This window comes from Streptomyces sp. Y2F8-2, assembly GCF_014905555.1.
GTDB lineage: Bacteria > Actinomycetota > Actinomycetes > Streptomycetales > Streptomycetaceae > Streptomyces > Streptomyces cynarae.
The window spans coordinates 193,173-206,654 of record NZ_BNGS01000007.1; the positions used below are offsets into that span (position 1 = coordinate 193,173).

The following is a 13,482-nucleotide window of genomic DNA, read 5'->3' on the forward strand; positions in this document are numbered from 1 at the left end:
GATGGAACCGGGGAGAACGTGTGCGCGGGGGGTCAGTCGCGTACGACGCGTGCGTACGGACATGCCACGGCGGTCTCGCTTCGGGGCGCGGGACTCTGGGTGGTGCGGGGGCCCTCTAGCAGGCGCACATTCGACACATACAACGAGCACCGGGCGTCATGGTCGCCTCGGTCGCAGCAGTGCGGCAGCTCGTCGTGGTCATGGATGCAAGTAAAGCAGACGCCGGACCGTGACCTGACACGACTGTCCGAATAGCGGACGGATGGCGCCGGTTGTGGTCAACGCCACGGCCGGCGGGGCGGTGCCGCGGCCGGCCACGGGGGCGGGGACATCAGTGCTTTTGGCCCGTAATAGGGTCGCGGCATGCTTGATGCCCTGACGCTGGCGACCGGTGTCGCCGCGCTGCTGCTCGCCGCCTGGTGCGGCTGGGCCGCGTACCGTGATCAGCCCACGAAGGACTGGCACTTCATCGGCATGGCCGTGGTGACGCTGGTGGCCCTCGTCCAGCTGGTCGTGGGCATCGTCCAACTGGCGCGGGGCGAGAAGCCTGCGCAGGGCACGACGATCTTCGTGGCGTATCTGCTGGGCGCCTTCGCGTGCATCCCGGCGGCGGGCTTCATGTCGCTGGCCGAGCGCACCCGGTGGGGTTCGGTGACGGTCGCGGCCGGCGGTGTGGTCCTCGCCGTGCTGGAGGTGCGGCTCTATGACATCTGGGGAGGCTGAGATGACGGCCACGCAGGAGAAGCCGACCAGGACGCGGCTCATCGGCGGGCCCGGCATGCTGCTGGTGTGGCTGTACGGGGTGATGGTGGTCGGGGCGGTGTCGCGGTCGGTCGTACAGATCTCGACGCAGTTCGACAAGGCTCCGCTCGCGTACTCCCTGTCCGCGGTCGCCGGCGTCGTCTACGGATTCATCACGTACTCGCTGGTGCGTGGCGGCGAGACGGCCCGCCGGGCGGCGTTGGTGTGCTGTGCGGCCGAGCTGGTCGGTGTGCTCACCGTCGGGACGTGGACCCTGGTCGAGCCGTCCGCCTTTCCCGACGCGACCGTGTGGTCGGACTACGGCATGGGGTACGTCTTCATTCCGGTGCTGCTGCCGCTGTCGGCCATGTACTGGTTGCGGAAGGGGGCCGCGCGTCAGGCGGAGGCGGCCTGAGCCCGGCGGGACGCGCCCCTTTCGGGGCGCTCTTCCCCTACGCCGTCGTGGCGTACGTACTCGCCGGCTTCTCCAGGACGATCATCGGTACGCCGTCCGCTCCCTGAGCCGTGCCCACCGTCTCGTAGCCGACCCGGCGGTACAGGCGCAGATTGCCCTCGCTGCGGTGGCCTGCGCTGAGGCGGAACTTCTTCGCGCCGTGCCGCTCCACCAGTGCCGCCTCGGCCGCGCGCAGCAGCCGGGCGCCGATGCCGTGGCCCTGCAGCCGGGGGTGCACGCAGAGCCTGCCGATCAGGGCGGCCCCGTCCTCCGTCAGGCGGCCGCGTACCGAGCCGACCACCTCGTCGCCCAGCCGCGCCACGAAGACGCAGTCGGAGGCGACCTCCTCGCGAACCGAGTCCAGGGTCTGGACGAGCGGGGCGATGCGGTAGTTGCCGTACAGCGCGGCCTCGCTCTGGAAGCACAGGTACTGCAGCTTGAAGATCTGCTCGGCGTCCTGCTCGGTCGCCACAGAGATGGTCACGCTCATGCCCATGTGCGCACGCCTCCCGCTCACCTGATCACCGGTCGTCCCTCACTCCTATCCCCGCGGTCCGGGCGCCGCAACCTCCGCCGCAAGCAATCGACGCAGACATCCCAGGCATTTGGAGCGCTCCGGACCAAGACTCCCTTGTGAGATACCCAACTCCCCTGCGATTTCCCGATAGGTCAGGTCGTGCGGGGAGAGCAACGCCGCCATGAGGCGGGGACAGCGGCCGGGCAGGCGGCGTACGGCGGCGTGCAGTGCCCGGCGGCGGGCCGCGAGGAGCGCCTGCTGCTCGGGGCCGGGTCGGGTGTCGTCGGCCGGGTCACCGCTGTACGGCAGTTCGAGGCGGGCGGCGCGTCGGCCGCGGCGTGCCTCCAGGCGCACCGCCCGGCGCAGCCATTCCTGCGGGTCGGCGAGCGGCCGGTCGGTCTCCAGCCGCTCCAGGAGCCGTAGCCACACCGCCTGTTCCAGATCGCTCGGCTCCATCCCGGCCGCGTGCGCCTCCGCCGAGGCCTCGGCGGCGAGCAGCGGACGCAGGGTGCTGACCATCTCGTGCCTCATACGCGACGGGACGCGTCCGCCCCGGCGGCGGGTTGCCGGGGCGGACGGGAGTCACCCCGACGGGGTACCCGTGGCGCGTGTCGACCGCTCAGCCGCGCAGGAAGTCCTCGCGGGCGAGGACGCCGGTGTCGGCGTTGTCGGTGAACACGCCGTCGATGCCGGTCGCGAAGTACGTCCGGAAGGCGCCGAAGACGTCGCCGTAGGCCGTCGGGTCGGTGCCCTTCTGGAAGTTCGCGGGCAGGAAGGTGTTCTCGTCGCGCATCGTGTACGGGTGCAGGATCAGGCCCGCGGCGTGCGCGTCGGCGACCAGAGTGGAGGGCTTGGTGAGGTTGCCCTTCGCGTCCTTCGGGATGACCAGGTCGAGGGTGGGGCCGATGCCCTGGGCGTAGGACGCGATCTCCTTCAGGCCCTTCGGCGTGATGAGGTCGGCGACCGTGCGCGGGTCGCCCGACTCGACGAAGTCGAAGGGGCGGGTGTTCGCGGCGGACAGGAGCACCACGAGCGGGTTGTCCACGAGCTTGTTCAGGCGCTGGATGCTGCTCGGCTCGAAGGACTGGATGACGACCGGTGAGTTCTTACGGTCCTTGCCGTGCTTGCGCAGTGCCTTGGAGAGCAACTGCTCCATGTCGAGACCCTGCTTGCGGAAGTAGGTGGGGTGCTTGGTCTCGGGGTAGATCCACACCTGCTTGCCGCGCTTGCGGGTCTGCTCGTCCTGCCACTTCAGGACCTCTTCGAAGGTGGGGATCTCCCAGCGACCGTTGTAGAGGGTGTTGTGCTGACGGGTGGCGGGGATGCGCTCGATCGCGCGCAACGTCTTCAGCTCGGCGAGCGTGAAGTCCTCGGTGAACCAGCCGGTGGTGGAGACACCGTCCAGGACCTTGGTCTTCCTGCGGTCGGCGAACTCGGGGTGGTCGGCGACGTCGGTGGTCCCGCCGATCTCCGGCTCGTGCCGGCACACCAGGTGGCCGTCCCTGGTGGGCACCAGGTCACCGGCCTCCACGATGTCGGCGCCCAGGTCGAGCGCCAGATTGTAGGAGCCGAACGTGTGCTCGGGGCGGTAGCCGCTGGCTCCGCGGTGACCGATGATCGTCGGCACGGGCAGGCCCTTCAGCCCGCCGGCCGTGTGCCGCGCGTCCGCTCGCGCGACGCCGGGCAGCCCGAGGACTGCTCCGCCGGCGCCGAGCACCGCGGCCCCGAGCAGCGCCCGCCGGCCCGTCCCCTGCCCCTGCCCCTGCCCCTGCCCCTGCCCGTAAGACTCCTGCGCGCTCATGTGTTCCTCTCGCCACACCCGTCGAAACGGCTCGATCGTAGGTGCGGACGAGTGACGGCCGGGAGACGTGTGCGGGAACGCGCGGCGGACGGGGGCCGTCCTCCTGTGTGCATGGTGACGGCGTTGGCGGATACCCGGACTGACGGCCCGTCAACCGTCGGTGCGGCGTTCGCCACACCCGTCCGGCGGATGACGAACGTGCAACAAAAACCACCATCGCAGGTAAACACTCGTCAATGACGCGTATCCACTCGGTGAACCCGGTGTGCGACACCCCGGTCGTCCCGAGTATCGTCCTCACCTGCACAGACTCATACCGCATCCCTTGACACCGGAGGGCCCGTTGTCCCGCTTCGCGCTCATCAAGGCAGTGCTCGGACCGATCATGCGCCTGATGTTCCGCCCACAGGTGGAGGGCGCGGAGCGCATCCCGGCCGACGGCCCGGTCATCATGGCCGGCAACCACCTGACGTTCATCGACTCGATCGTGCTGCCGCTGGTGACCAAGCGGCAGGTGTTCTTCATCGGCAAGGACGAGTACGTCACGGGCAAGGGCATCAAGGGCCGGTTGATGGCCTGGTTCTTCACGGGCGTGGGCATGATCCCGGTCGACCGGGACGGCGCGAGCGGCGGTGTGGCCGCGCTGATGACCGGGCGCCGCGTGCTGGAGGAGGGCAAGGTCTTCGGCATCTACCCGGAGGGCACACGCTCGCCCGACGGGCGGCTGTACCGGGGCCGCACCGGTATCGCGCGGCTGACGCTGATGACAGGGGCGCCCGTGGTGCCCTTCGCGATGATCGGCACGGACAAGTTGCAGCCCGGCGGGCGGGGGATGCCCCGTCCGGGGCGGGTCACCGTGCGGTTCGGTGAGCCGATGGAGTTCTCCCGGTACGAGGGGATGGACCGGGATCGCTATGTGCTGCGGGCCGTCACCGATTCCGTGATGACGGAGGTCATGCGGCTCTCGGGGCAGGAGTACGTGGACATGTACGCCACGAAGGCGAAGGCGGCGTAGCCGCAGGGGGCCCAGCCCGCAACGGCTTACGACGTACTCTCCAGCCGCTGGCCCCGGAGCAGGAACCACGCTGCCACCGCCGTCGCGAGCAGGATCACCGCTCCGGCACCCGTCGCCCATCTGAGGCCCTCGACGAACGCCTCGCGGGCCGACGTCAGCAGTGCCTGGGCGGTGGTCGGCGGAAGGCTCGCCGCCGCTTCCACCGCGCCGCCCAGTGACGCGTGCGCCTCGGCCGGGGTGCCCGGTGGCGCCGGGAAGTCCCGGTAGATCCCGGTCACGATCGAGCCGAGCAGGGCGATGCCGAGGGCAGCGCCGAGTTCGTACGCCGTCTCCGAGACCGCGGAGGCGGCGCCCGCCTGGTCCTTGGGCACGCCGGCGAGGATCACGTCCGCGGTGACGGTGAACGACAGGCCCGCGCCGACGCCCACGACCAGCAGCGCGGTCCCGATCAGCGAGTAGCCCGTGGTCCGGTCGAGCAGGGTGAGGACGGCCAGCGCCAGGCCCACCGCGGCAAGGCCGCCCGAGACCACCGCCCGTACCGAGTAGCGCCGGGCCGCCGCGCCCGCGACCAGGCCCGCCGCCACCGCGCCGAGGGCGGCGGGCAGTTCGGCGAGACCGGCCTCGAAGGGGCGCCTGCCCTGGACGAGTTGCAGGTACTGGGAGAGGAAGAAGACCAGTCCGGACATGCCGAGCACGGTCAGCAGGTCCGCGAGCACCGCACCGCTGAAGCCCCGGCGCCGGAACAGCCGCATGTCCAGCAGCGGAACCGGCAGCGTCAGTTGGCGACGCACGAAGGCGAGGAGCGCGGCGGCACCGAGGAGCCCGGTGCCCAAGGCCGGCCAGGTGAATCCGTGGGCGGCCGCCTCCTTCACGGCGTACACCGCGCCGATCATCCCGACGAGCGACAGGGCGACGCTCGCCAGGTCCCACGGGCCCGGGTCCGGGTCGTGGGACTCGGGCAGGGTCCTGATGCCGACCAGGACCAGGACCGCCATCACCGGCAGGTTGATGAGGAAGACCGAGCCCCACCAGAAGTGCTCGAGCAGCAGACCGCCGACGATCGGGCCGACCGCCGTGCCCGCCGAGGCGGTGGCGCCCCAGATGCCGACGGCGAGGCTGCGCTCGCGCGGGTCGTGGAAGATGTTGCGGATCAGGGCGAGCGTGGCCGGCATCAGGGTCGCGCCCGCGACACCGAGGAGCGCCCGGGCCAGGATCATGGTCTCCGGCGACCGGGCGTAGGCGTTCAGGACGGATATCGCGCCGAAGGCCGTGGCGCCGCCGAGCAGGATGCGCTTGCGGCCGACGCGGTCGCCGAGGCTTCCCATGGAGACGAGCAGACCGGCGATGACGAACGAGTAGACGTCGCCGATCCACAGGAGCTGGGTGCCGGAGGGCTTCAGGTCCTCGCTGATGTAGGGGGTCGCGAGGCCGAGGACGGTCGCGTCCACGGCCACCAGCAGCACGGCGAGCACGAGGACGCAGAGCGCGAGCCACCGGCCCGGGCGCTTCTCCGCCTGCGGCGCTGTCTCCCTCAAGCTCTCGGCTTCGCTCGAGCGGGGGGCACCCCCATGCTGCAGGGTGCTGGTCATGGTTCCTCTCTCCGTAGGGCGCCGCCGAGCAACAGCTCGGCGATCATGATGGGGAAGTCCCTGGCGGCCACACGGCCGTCCAGTACGGCCCAGGCGCACGAGGCGATCAGTCCGTACAGCGCCTCGGTGAGCCAGGCCGGGGGGAGGTCGACGCGGAACTCGCCGCTGTGCCGGCCGCGCAGGAAGACCGCGGTGATCCGGGTGTCGATCCGCAACCAGCCCTCGTTCTGGCCCTCGCCCTCCCACAGCTGGTTCTCGCCGTAAAGGAAGGCGAGCAGCCCGGCCGCGGGCTGGATCTCGCGCACGAGCCTGCGTACGGCGTCGGTCGCCGAGCCCTCGTCCAGCCGGGCCGCGTCCAGCGCCGCCTCGCACTCTTCGATACCGAGCACCTCAAGGGCCCGTACGAGCGCGTCACGCCCCGCGAAGTGGCGGTGCAGCGTGGCCCGGCTGATCCCGGCCGCCTTGGCGACCTCGTCCATGGTCGCCGTGGATTTGCGGGTCAGCAGGGCGGCTGCGCTGCGCAGCACGTGGTCACGGTCGAGGGCCATGAGACAACCATAGACCATGTGAGACATTGCTGTCTCACAACAGGCATGTTCGTCTCACCGGTGCCGGATTTCGGCGTGCTCTCAGTGCCAGGGCAACTGCCCGCGGCGCTCCCAGTACGCGCGCGGGTCCTCGACGAGCGTCTGGAGGCGGGCCAGCTGGTCCTCGTCGAGGTCGACGGCGGCGGCTTGCAGGTTCGAGGCGAGCTGGCCGGTGGTGGCCGCGCCGGAGAGGACGACGCCCACCCAGGGCCGGCGCAGGATCATGGCGAGGGCGACCGCGTCGCAGCCGAGGGACGTCTGAGCGGCCACGGCCTTCAAGGCGTCCGGCGCGTGCGGGTCCGCCAGCCGTCCGTTGGCCATGCCCTCCTTGACGATCACCGTGAGCCCGGCGTCGTGGGCCTCGGCGAGGGCGGGCTCGGCGGAGGTCTCCAGCAGGTTGTACGTGGACTGGACGGTACGGAAGAGGGGCTCGCCGTCGACCGTCACGCCGAGCGCGGCGCGGATCGCGTCGGCCTGCGCCGGACCGCTGGTGGAGAAACCGACGGTGAGCCCGTGCGCGGCCGCCTCGGCCAGCCGGGCGTGGAGTTCCTTGTCGGTCAGGGCCGGGCTGTCAGGGGTGACGGAGTGGATCTGGTAGAGGTCGAGCCGGTCGCCGAGCAGGGCGGCGGTCTCGGCGCGTTGCCGCTCGTAGGTGGCGACACTGTGGTCCTTGACCTCGTGCCGCTCGGCGTCGGTGGTCCACTGCGCGGTGTAGGTGTAGCCCCACTTGCTGCCGACCACCACGTCGTCGATGCCGGGGCGGGCGGACAGCCACTCGGCGAGGAACTCCTCCGAACGGCCGTAGGAGCGGGCCACGTCGAAATAGCGGACGCCCTGCGCGTAGGCGGCGTCCAGGAGTTGATGCGTGCGCTCGCGCAGGGCGTCGACGGTGCGGTCGGCGGGAAGGTCCCGGTCACGGCCGAGGTTGATGTAGCCCGGGCGGCCGACGGCGGCCAGACCGAGGCCGATGTGCGCGGTGGCCGTGGTGGCGTCGGCCATTGGGTTCTCCCCTGCTCGAGCGAAGCCGAGAGCTTGGGGAAGGCTGAACGGCATGGCGGGCTCCTTGCACTCTCGGCGGACCCGGTGACCCGCCCCAATCTACCGGCGCTCCGATTCAGCCCGTGCCGACGCAGCGTGGCTCGAAGGCCGGGTCGGCCGGACCCTTCCGGTTCAGGGCGTCGAGCACCCACTGCTCGACGAGGGGCGACTTGGGGGCCTGGTCGTGTTCGGTGGTGTCGAGCGGACAGCGGTCCTGGAGCAGCACGTTGGTGACGTACGAGGCCGGGCCGTCGAGGAAGGCGCTGGTGTACGGAACCACGACCTCGTCGTCCCGGGTGGTGATCACCGTGTAGTCCGGGCCGACCGGGGTCTCCGGGTCGGAGTTGAGCTTCGCCAGGAAGGCCGAGCCGGCGGTCTGGTCGACGCAGGAGGGGCAGACGGTGGCGCCGGCGGCGAGGGCCAGCGGGTTGGTGGTCCCGTGGTTGGAGGGGACGATGCCGACGAGGTCGTCGACCTTGGTCGCACCGCCGAGGAACTTGACGTAGTAGCGGGGCATCATGCCGCCCTGGCTGTGGCCGACGATGTCGACCTTCTTGGCGCCGGTCGCGCCGAGCACGGCGTTCACGAAGTCCCGCAGCTGGGCCGCCGAGTCCGGGATCGGGGCGGTCTCCATGTCGCCGTAGTCGAAGGAGAAGACGCAGTAACCGGCGTTCACCAGCGCGGGCGAGAGAGTCAGCCAGTTCTCGGAGGAGGTCTTGAAGGTGCCGTTCACCAGGACCACCGGCTGCGGGTGGGCCGAGTCCGGCTTGCACGACCAGTCGTTGGCGCCCGGTGGCGCGATGTCGACGGTGTCGGCGCCGGCCGGCGCGGCGAGGCCGACGGTGCACAGCACCGCGGTCACCGCGACGGCGAGGAGCCGGGCTGCTTGCCGTCCGCTTCTTCCCCTTGGTTCGCGCATGATGTCCCTTTCGTACTCGGTGCCGGCCGACCAATGTTCGGCATTGCCGACCGCAACCGGAATAGTTACCTCCGAGTAGACGGGCGTCAAGGATTCGGACAGTGGCTGAAACCCATCCGTTATCGGCGCGACGGACGGCACGACCAGACGGAACCGGACAGCACGAGGGGCCCGGACGTGATGTCCGGGCCCCTCGGGAGGAACTCCTGCTACGCCTGCTTGGCCGTGGCCCAGTTCCGCTGCGCGGCGAGGTCCGCCTTCACCTCGGCGAGTTGCACGGCGACCGCCTCGGGGGCCGTGCCGCCGCGGCCGTTGCGGGAGGCGAGGGCGCCGGGGACGTTGAGGACGGAGCGCACCTCGGGGGTGAGATGGGCGCTGATCTTCGCGAACTGCTCGTCCGTGAGTCCGTCCAGCTCCTTGCCCTCGGCCTCGGCGACCTTGACGCACTCACCGGCCACCTCGTGCGCCACCCGGAACGGCACGCCCTGCTTGACCAGCCACTCGGCGATGTCGGTGGCGAGCGAGAACCCGGCCGGGGCCAGCTCCTCCATGCGCTCGCGGTGCACGGTCAGCGTGGCCATCATGCCGGTGAAGGCCGGCAGCAGGACCTCGAGCTGGTCGATGGAGTCGAAGACCGGCTCCTTGTCCTCCTGGAGGTCGCGGTTGTACGCGAGCGGGAGGGCCTTGAGCGTCGCCAGCAGGCCCGTCAGGTTGCCGATCAGGCGGCCGGACTTGCCCCGGGCCAGCTCGGCGATGTCCGGGTTCTTCTTCTGCGGCATGATCGACGAGCCGGTGGAGAAGGCGTCGTGCAGCGTGACGAAGGAGAACTCCTTCGTGTTCCAGATGATGACCTCCTCGGCGATCCGGGAGAGGTTCACTCCGATCATCGCGGCGATGAAGGCGAACTCGGCGACGAAGTCACGGGATGCCGTGCCGTCTATGGAGTTGGCCACACTGCCGTGCTCGAAACCCAGGTCCTCGGCGACCGCCTCCGGGTCCAGGCCGAGGGAGGACCCGGCCAGGGCACCGGAGCCGTACGGCGACACCGCCGTCCGCTCGTCCCACTGGCGCAGCCGTTCGGCGTCCCGGGACAGCGACTGGACGTGGGCGAGCACGTGGTGCGCGAAGAGCACCGGCTGGGCGTGCTGGAGGTGGGTGCGGCCGGGCATCGCCACATCCGGGTGGGCCTCCGCCAGGCCGATGAGGGCGTCCTGGAGGTCGGCGAGCAGACCGCCGATGATCCGGGCGTGGTCGCGCAGGTACATGCGGAAGAGGGTGGCGACCTGGTCGTTGCGGGAACGGCCCGCGCGCAGCTTGCCGCCCAGCTCCGGGCCGAGGCGCTCCAGCAGACCCCGCTCCAGGGCCGTGTGGACGTCCTCGTCGGCGATCGTGCCGGTGAAGGAGCCGTCGGCGACGTCCGCCTCGAGCCGGTCGAGCCCCGCCAGCATCCGCGTCAGCTCGTCGTCCGTGAGGAGCCCCGCCTTGTGCAGCACGCGCGCGTGGGCCCGGGAGCCGGCGATGTCGTACGGCGCGAGCCGCCAGTCGAAGTGGACGGACGCGGACAGCTTCGCCAGGGCCTCGGCGGGGCCGTCGGCGAAACGGCCGCCCCAGAGCCGTACGTCACCGGTGTTGCTGCTCACTTGGGTCGCTCCTAGAGGGTGTCGGTGTGCCACCGCCTCCCCACGGCTGGTGAGGAGGCGGTCGTCGGGCCAGTGGGCCGGTCTGGCCGTATCCGCGTCAGGCTTCGCCTGCGAGATCGCGCTGTGCCGCGATCTTCGACGACAGGCTGTAGATGTCGATGAAGCCCTTGGCCGCGGACTGGTCGAACGTGTCGCCCGTGTCGTAGGTCGCGAGGTTGAAGTCGTACAGCGACGACTCGGAACGCCGGCCGGTGACGACCGCGCGGCCGCCGTGCAGGGTCATCCGGATGTCGCCGTTCACGTGCTGATTGGCCTCGTTGATGAAGCCGTCCAGGGCGCGCTTGAGCGGGGAGAACCACTGGCCGTCGTAGACCAGTTCGCCCCAGCGCTGCTCGACCTGCCGCTTGTACCGGGCGAGTTCACGCTCGACGGTGACGTTCTCCAGCTCCTGGTGGGCGGTGATGAGCGCGATCGCACCCGGGGCCTCGTACACCTCGCGGGACTTGATGCCCACAAGACGGTCCTCGACCATGTCGATCCGGCCGATGCCCTGGGCGCCGGCGCGCTCGTTGAGCTGCTGGACGGCCTGCAGGACGGTGACGGGCTTGCCGTCGACGGCGACCGGGACGCCCTCCTTGAAGGAGATGACCACCTCGTCGGCCTCGCGGGGGACGGCCGGGTTGGAGGTGTACTCGTAGATGTCCTCGATCGGGGCGTTCCAGATGTCCTCGAGGAAGCCCGTCTCGACGGCGCGGCCGAAGACGTTCTGGTCGATGGAGTACGGGGACTTCTTGGTGGTCGCGATGGGGAGGTTCTTCTCCTCGCAGAACGCGATGGCCTTGTCGCGGGTCATCGCGTAGTCCCGGACCGGGGCGATGCACTTCAGGTCCGGTGCGAGGGCGACGATGCCGGCCTCGAAGCGGACCTGGTCGTTTCCCTTGCCGGTGCAGCCGTGGGCGACCGTGGTGGCGCCGTGCTTCCTGGCGGCGGCGACCAGGTGCTTGACGATCGTCGGCCGGGAGAGCGCGGAGACCAGCGGGTAGCGGTCCATGTAGAGGGCGTTGGCCTTGATCGCCGGGAGGCAGTACTCCTCGGCGAACTCGTCCTTGGCGTCCGCGACCTCGGCCTCCACGGCACCGCAGGCGAGCGCGCGCTTGCGGATGACGTCCAGGTCCTCGCCTCCCTGGCCGACGTCCACCGCGACGGCGATGACCTCGGCGCCCGTCTCCTCGGCGATCCAGCCGATGGCGACGGAGGTGTCCAGACCGCCCGAGTAGGCGAGTACGACGCGCTCGGTCACGGGATTCTCCTCACACTGCGCTCACTGACATGCATGAGTATGCAGAACTCTGCATGATTCGTCAATGCGGCACGCTCACGACCTGCTGTGCGAGCGGCTCTTTGCGAATCCGTTGAACGGGAGCAATCGCTTTCCCGTATCTCTCGCCGAACGCAGGCGCCGCGTTTTCACGGCAGTCACACCCGTGACCGCCGCGTCCGTCACAGCAGTCACCCCGACCCGAGTGAGGCATCTTCATGTCCAGGGCTCTTCCGAAGTACAACAAGCGCCGCGTGGCGATCATCGGCGGCGCCGCCGCTGTGGTGCTCTCCGGCGCGGTCATCGCCGGTTCCGCCCTCGCCGGGGAGACGTCCAAGAGCAACGGCGCCCGGACCCTGGCGGCGGGGCCCGGCACGATCACCTGCCAGGACGTGAAGTCACAGCTCCCCGCGATCCCCGCATCCGCCCAGGCCGAGGTGGACCGCAACCTCCAGCTGCTCGACACCCAGATCGCCGAGGCCAACAAGCGCCTGGTGGACACCGTGGGCCAGGGCGGACCCAACTTCGTCAACAACGCGATCCTCGGTCCCCTCAAGGACAAGCGGGTGGCGACGATCAACCGCATCGCGACGGCGATCGGCCGCACCGCCGCCAAGCCGCAGGGACTGGACGCGCTGGCGCCGTGCACCCTCAACACCGGCGGGGCCGCGAGCGGCGGCGGCACGAACACCGCCGCGCCGGGCGCGGCGGCGACCCAGCAGACCGACGGGAAGAACGACAGCGGGAACGCGGGCAACGGAAACGCAGGCAACGGAAACGCAGGCAACGGGAACGCGGGCAAGGGCGGCAACAACGGGAACGCCGGCGGCGGTGCCGGCGCCGCGGGCACCGTCTCCTGCCCGGACGTCAAGTCGAAGCTGCCCGCGATCCCCGCCTCCGCCCAGGCCGAGGTCGACCGCAACCTGACCCTGCTCAACACCCAGATCGACGAGGCCGACAAGCGGCTCGCCTCCTCGGTGGGCCAGGGCGGACCCAACTTCGTCCAGAACGCGATCCTCGGCCCGCTGGCGGACAAGCGGAAGTCCACCATCGACCGCATCGCCATCGCGATCGGACGGACGTCCGCCAAGCCGCAGGGCCTGGACTCCCTGGCCGCCTGCACGCTCACCAAGTGACGTGACAGGCGTCGTGGCCGCCCCGCGCGCCGGCCGGGGCGGCCACGAGCGACCGGACGCCGCCGTTCGAGGCGGTCCCCAGTGATTCCGGTGAATTCCTTAGACAGTCGAACGATGTGCCCCGATACTCGTGGACATGGGAAAGACCTATGAGCGCATAGACGGCAGACTGCGCACGTTCATCGAGGCACAACCCCTGTTCTTCACCGCGACCGCCCCCCTGTCGGCCGACGGCACGGTCAACCTCTCCCCCAAGGGCCTCAAGGGCTCGTTCGCCGTGCTCGACGAACGCACCGTGGCCTATCTGGACTTCGCCGGAAGCAACGCCGAGACGATCGCGCACCTGCGCGAGAACGGCCGGATCACCCTCATGTGGTGCGCCTTCCAGGGCCCGCCGAACATCGTGCGCGTGCACGGCCGCGGCGAGCCGGTCTTCCGCGACGACCCCCGCTTCCAGGAACTGCTCACGCGTTTCCCGGACATCGATCCCACCCTGCACGGTCTGCGCGCCGTCATCGTCGTGACGGCCGAGCTCATCCGGGACACCTGTGGCTACGCGGTGCCCTTCATGGCCTATGAAGAGGACCGCGACCTGCACGCCAAGCGCTTCGCGCGCGAGGACGACGCCTCCCTCGATGAGTACTTCCGGAGGAAAGAACACGTCCGAACGAGTCTCGACGGCCTGCCGGGACTGCCGTTGCCCCTGCCTCCGTCTACGTTCTGAGGC

General features: G+C 70.3%; 14 protein-coding genes. 5 read left to right on the forward strand and 9 right to left on the reverse strand.

Features of this window, described 5'->3' with window-relative positions; genetic code table 11:
* The first annotated feature begins 363 nt into the window (after positions 1-363).
* Together SY2F82_RS24095 and SY2F82_RS24100 are read left to right on the forward strand one after the other, a co-directional pair.
* Positions 364-723: a hypothetical protein gene (locus tag SY2F82_RS24095; protein ID WP_200421258.1), complete on the forward strand. Its 360-nt coding sequence runs from the start codon at positions 364-366 to the stop codon at positions 721-723.
* Position 724: 1 nt separating this feature from the next.
* Positions 725-1,156 (forward strand): hypothetical protein, encoded by a 432-nt coding sequence (locus tag SY2F82_RS24100; RefSeq protein WP_200421259.1) that lies wholly within the window; start codon positions 725-727, stop codon positions 1,154-1,156.
* A 37-nt stretch (positions 1,157-1,193) separates the two neighbouring features.
* Here SY2F82_RS24100 and SY2F82_RS24105 read toward each other — a convergent pair whose 3' ends face one another.
* From SY2F82_RS24105 to SY2F82_RS24115, 3 genes are all read right to left on the reverse strand, one after another.
* On the reverse strand, positions 1,194-1,691 hold the full coding sequence (locus SY2F82_RS24105; protein ID WP_200421260.1) for a GNAT family N-acetyltransferase: 498 nt from the start codon (positions 1,689-1,691) through the stop codon (positions 1,194-1,196).
* 45 nt (positions 1,692-1,736) lie between these two features.
* The gene (locus SY2F82_RS24110; RefSeq protein WP_200421261.1) at positions 1,737-2,243 is read right to left on the reverse strand and encodes an RNA polymerase sigma factor; all 507 of its coding nucleotides are present in this window, start codon (positions 2,241-2,243) and stop codon (positions 1,737-1,739) included.
* An 88-nt stretch (positions 2,244-2,331) separates the two neighbouring features.
* Entirely contained in the window at positions 2,332-3,513 is a 1,182-nt protein-coding gene (locus SY2F82_RS24115; RefSeq protein ID WP_200421262.1) for a glycerophosphodiester phosphodiesterase, read from the reverse strand.
* A 385-nt stretch (positions 3,514-3,898) separates the two neighbouring features.
* Between SY2F82_RS24115 and SY2F82_RS24120 the strand changes: the two genes are divergently transcribed.
* Positions 3,899-4,528: a 1-acyl-sn-glycerol-3-phosphate acyltransferase gene (locus SY2F82_RS24120; protein ID WP_236041779.1), complete on the forward strand. Its 630-nt coding sequence runs from the start codon at positions 3,899-3,901 to the stop codon at positions 4,526-4,528.
* 26 nt (positions 4,529-4,554) lie between these two features.
* Here the strand turns inward: SY2F82_RS24120 and SY2F82_RS24125 are convergent, their stop codons facing one another.
* The 6 genes from SY2F82_RS24125 to SY2F82_RS24150 form a co-directional block, all read right to left on the reverse strand.
* Entirely contained in the window at positions 4,555-6,117 is a 1,563-nt protein-coding gene (locus SY2F82_RS24125) for an MFS transporter (protein ID WP_200421264.1), read from the reverse strand.
* A complete protein-coding gene (locus SY2F82_RS24130; RefSeq protein ID WP_200421265.1) occupies positions 6,114-6,665 on the reverse strand; it encodes a TetR/AcrR family transcriptional regulator in 552 nt (183 codons plus the stop codon). Before SY2F82_RS24130 ends, SY2F82_RS24125 begins: the two co-directional genes overlap by 4 nt.
* A gap of 81 nt (positions 6,666-6,746) precedes the next feature.
* The gene (locus SY2F82_RS24135; RefSeq protein WP_374707200.1) at positions 6,747-7,757 is read right to left on the reverse strand and encodes an aldo/keto reductase; all 1,011 of its coding nucleotides are present in this window, start codon (positions 7,755-7,757) and stop codon (positions 6,747-6,749) included.
* A gap of 61 nt (positions 7,758-7,818) precedes the next feature.
* Complete coding sequence (locus SY2F82_RS24140; protein ID WP_200421267.1) at positions 7,819-8,661, reverse strand: alpha/beta fold hydrolase; 843 nt, start codon at positions 8,659-8,661, stop codon at positions 7,819-7,821.
* A 209-nt stretch (positions 8,662-8,870) separates the two neighbouring features.
* Positions 8,871-10,301, reverse strand: a complete 1,431-nt coding sequence (gene argH / locus SY2F82_RS24145; protein ID WP_200421268.1) for an argininosuccinate lyase — start codon at positions 10,299-10,301, stop codon at positions 8,871-8,873.
* A gap of 97 nt (positions 10,302-10,398) precedes the next feature.
* A complete protein-coding gene (locus SY2F82_RS24150) occupies positions 10,399-11,601 on the reverse strand; it encodes an argininosuccinate synthase (RefSeq protein WP_200421269.1) in 1,203 nt (400 codons plus the stop codon).
* Between the two features lie 236 nt (positions 11,602-11,837).
* Between SY2F82_RS24150 and SY2F82_RS24155 the strand changes: the two genes are divergently transcribed.
* Positions 11,838-12,755, forward strand: coding sequence for a hypothetical protein (locus tag SY2F82_RS24155; protein ID WP_200421270.1), 918 nt, complete (start codon positions 11,838-11,840; stop codon positions 12,753-12,755).
* Between the two features lie 136 nt (positions 12,756-12,891).
* Complete coding sequence (locus SY2F82_RS24160; protein WP_200421271.1) at positions 12,892-13,479, forward strand: pyridoxamine 5'-phosphate oxidase family protein; 588 nt, start codon at positions 12,892-12,894, stop codon at positions 13,477-13,479.
* Positions 13,480-13,482: the final 3 nt, after the last annotated feature.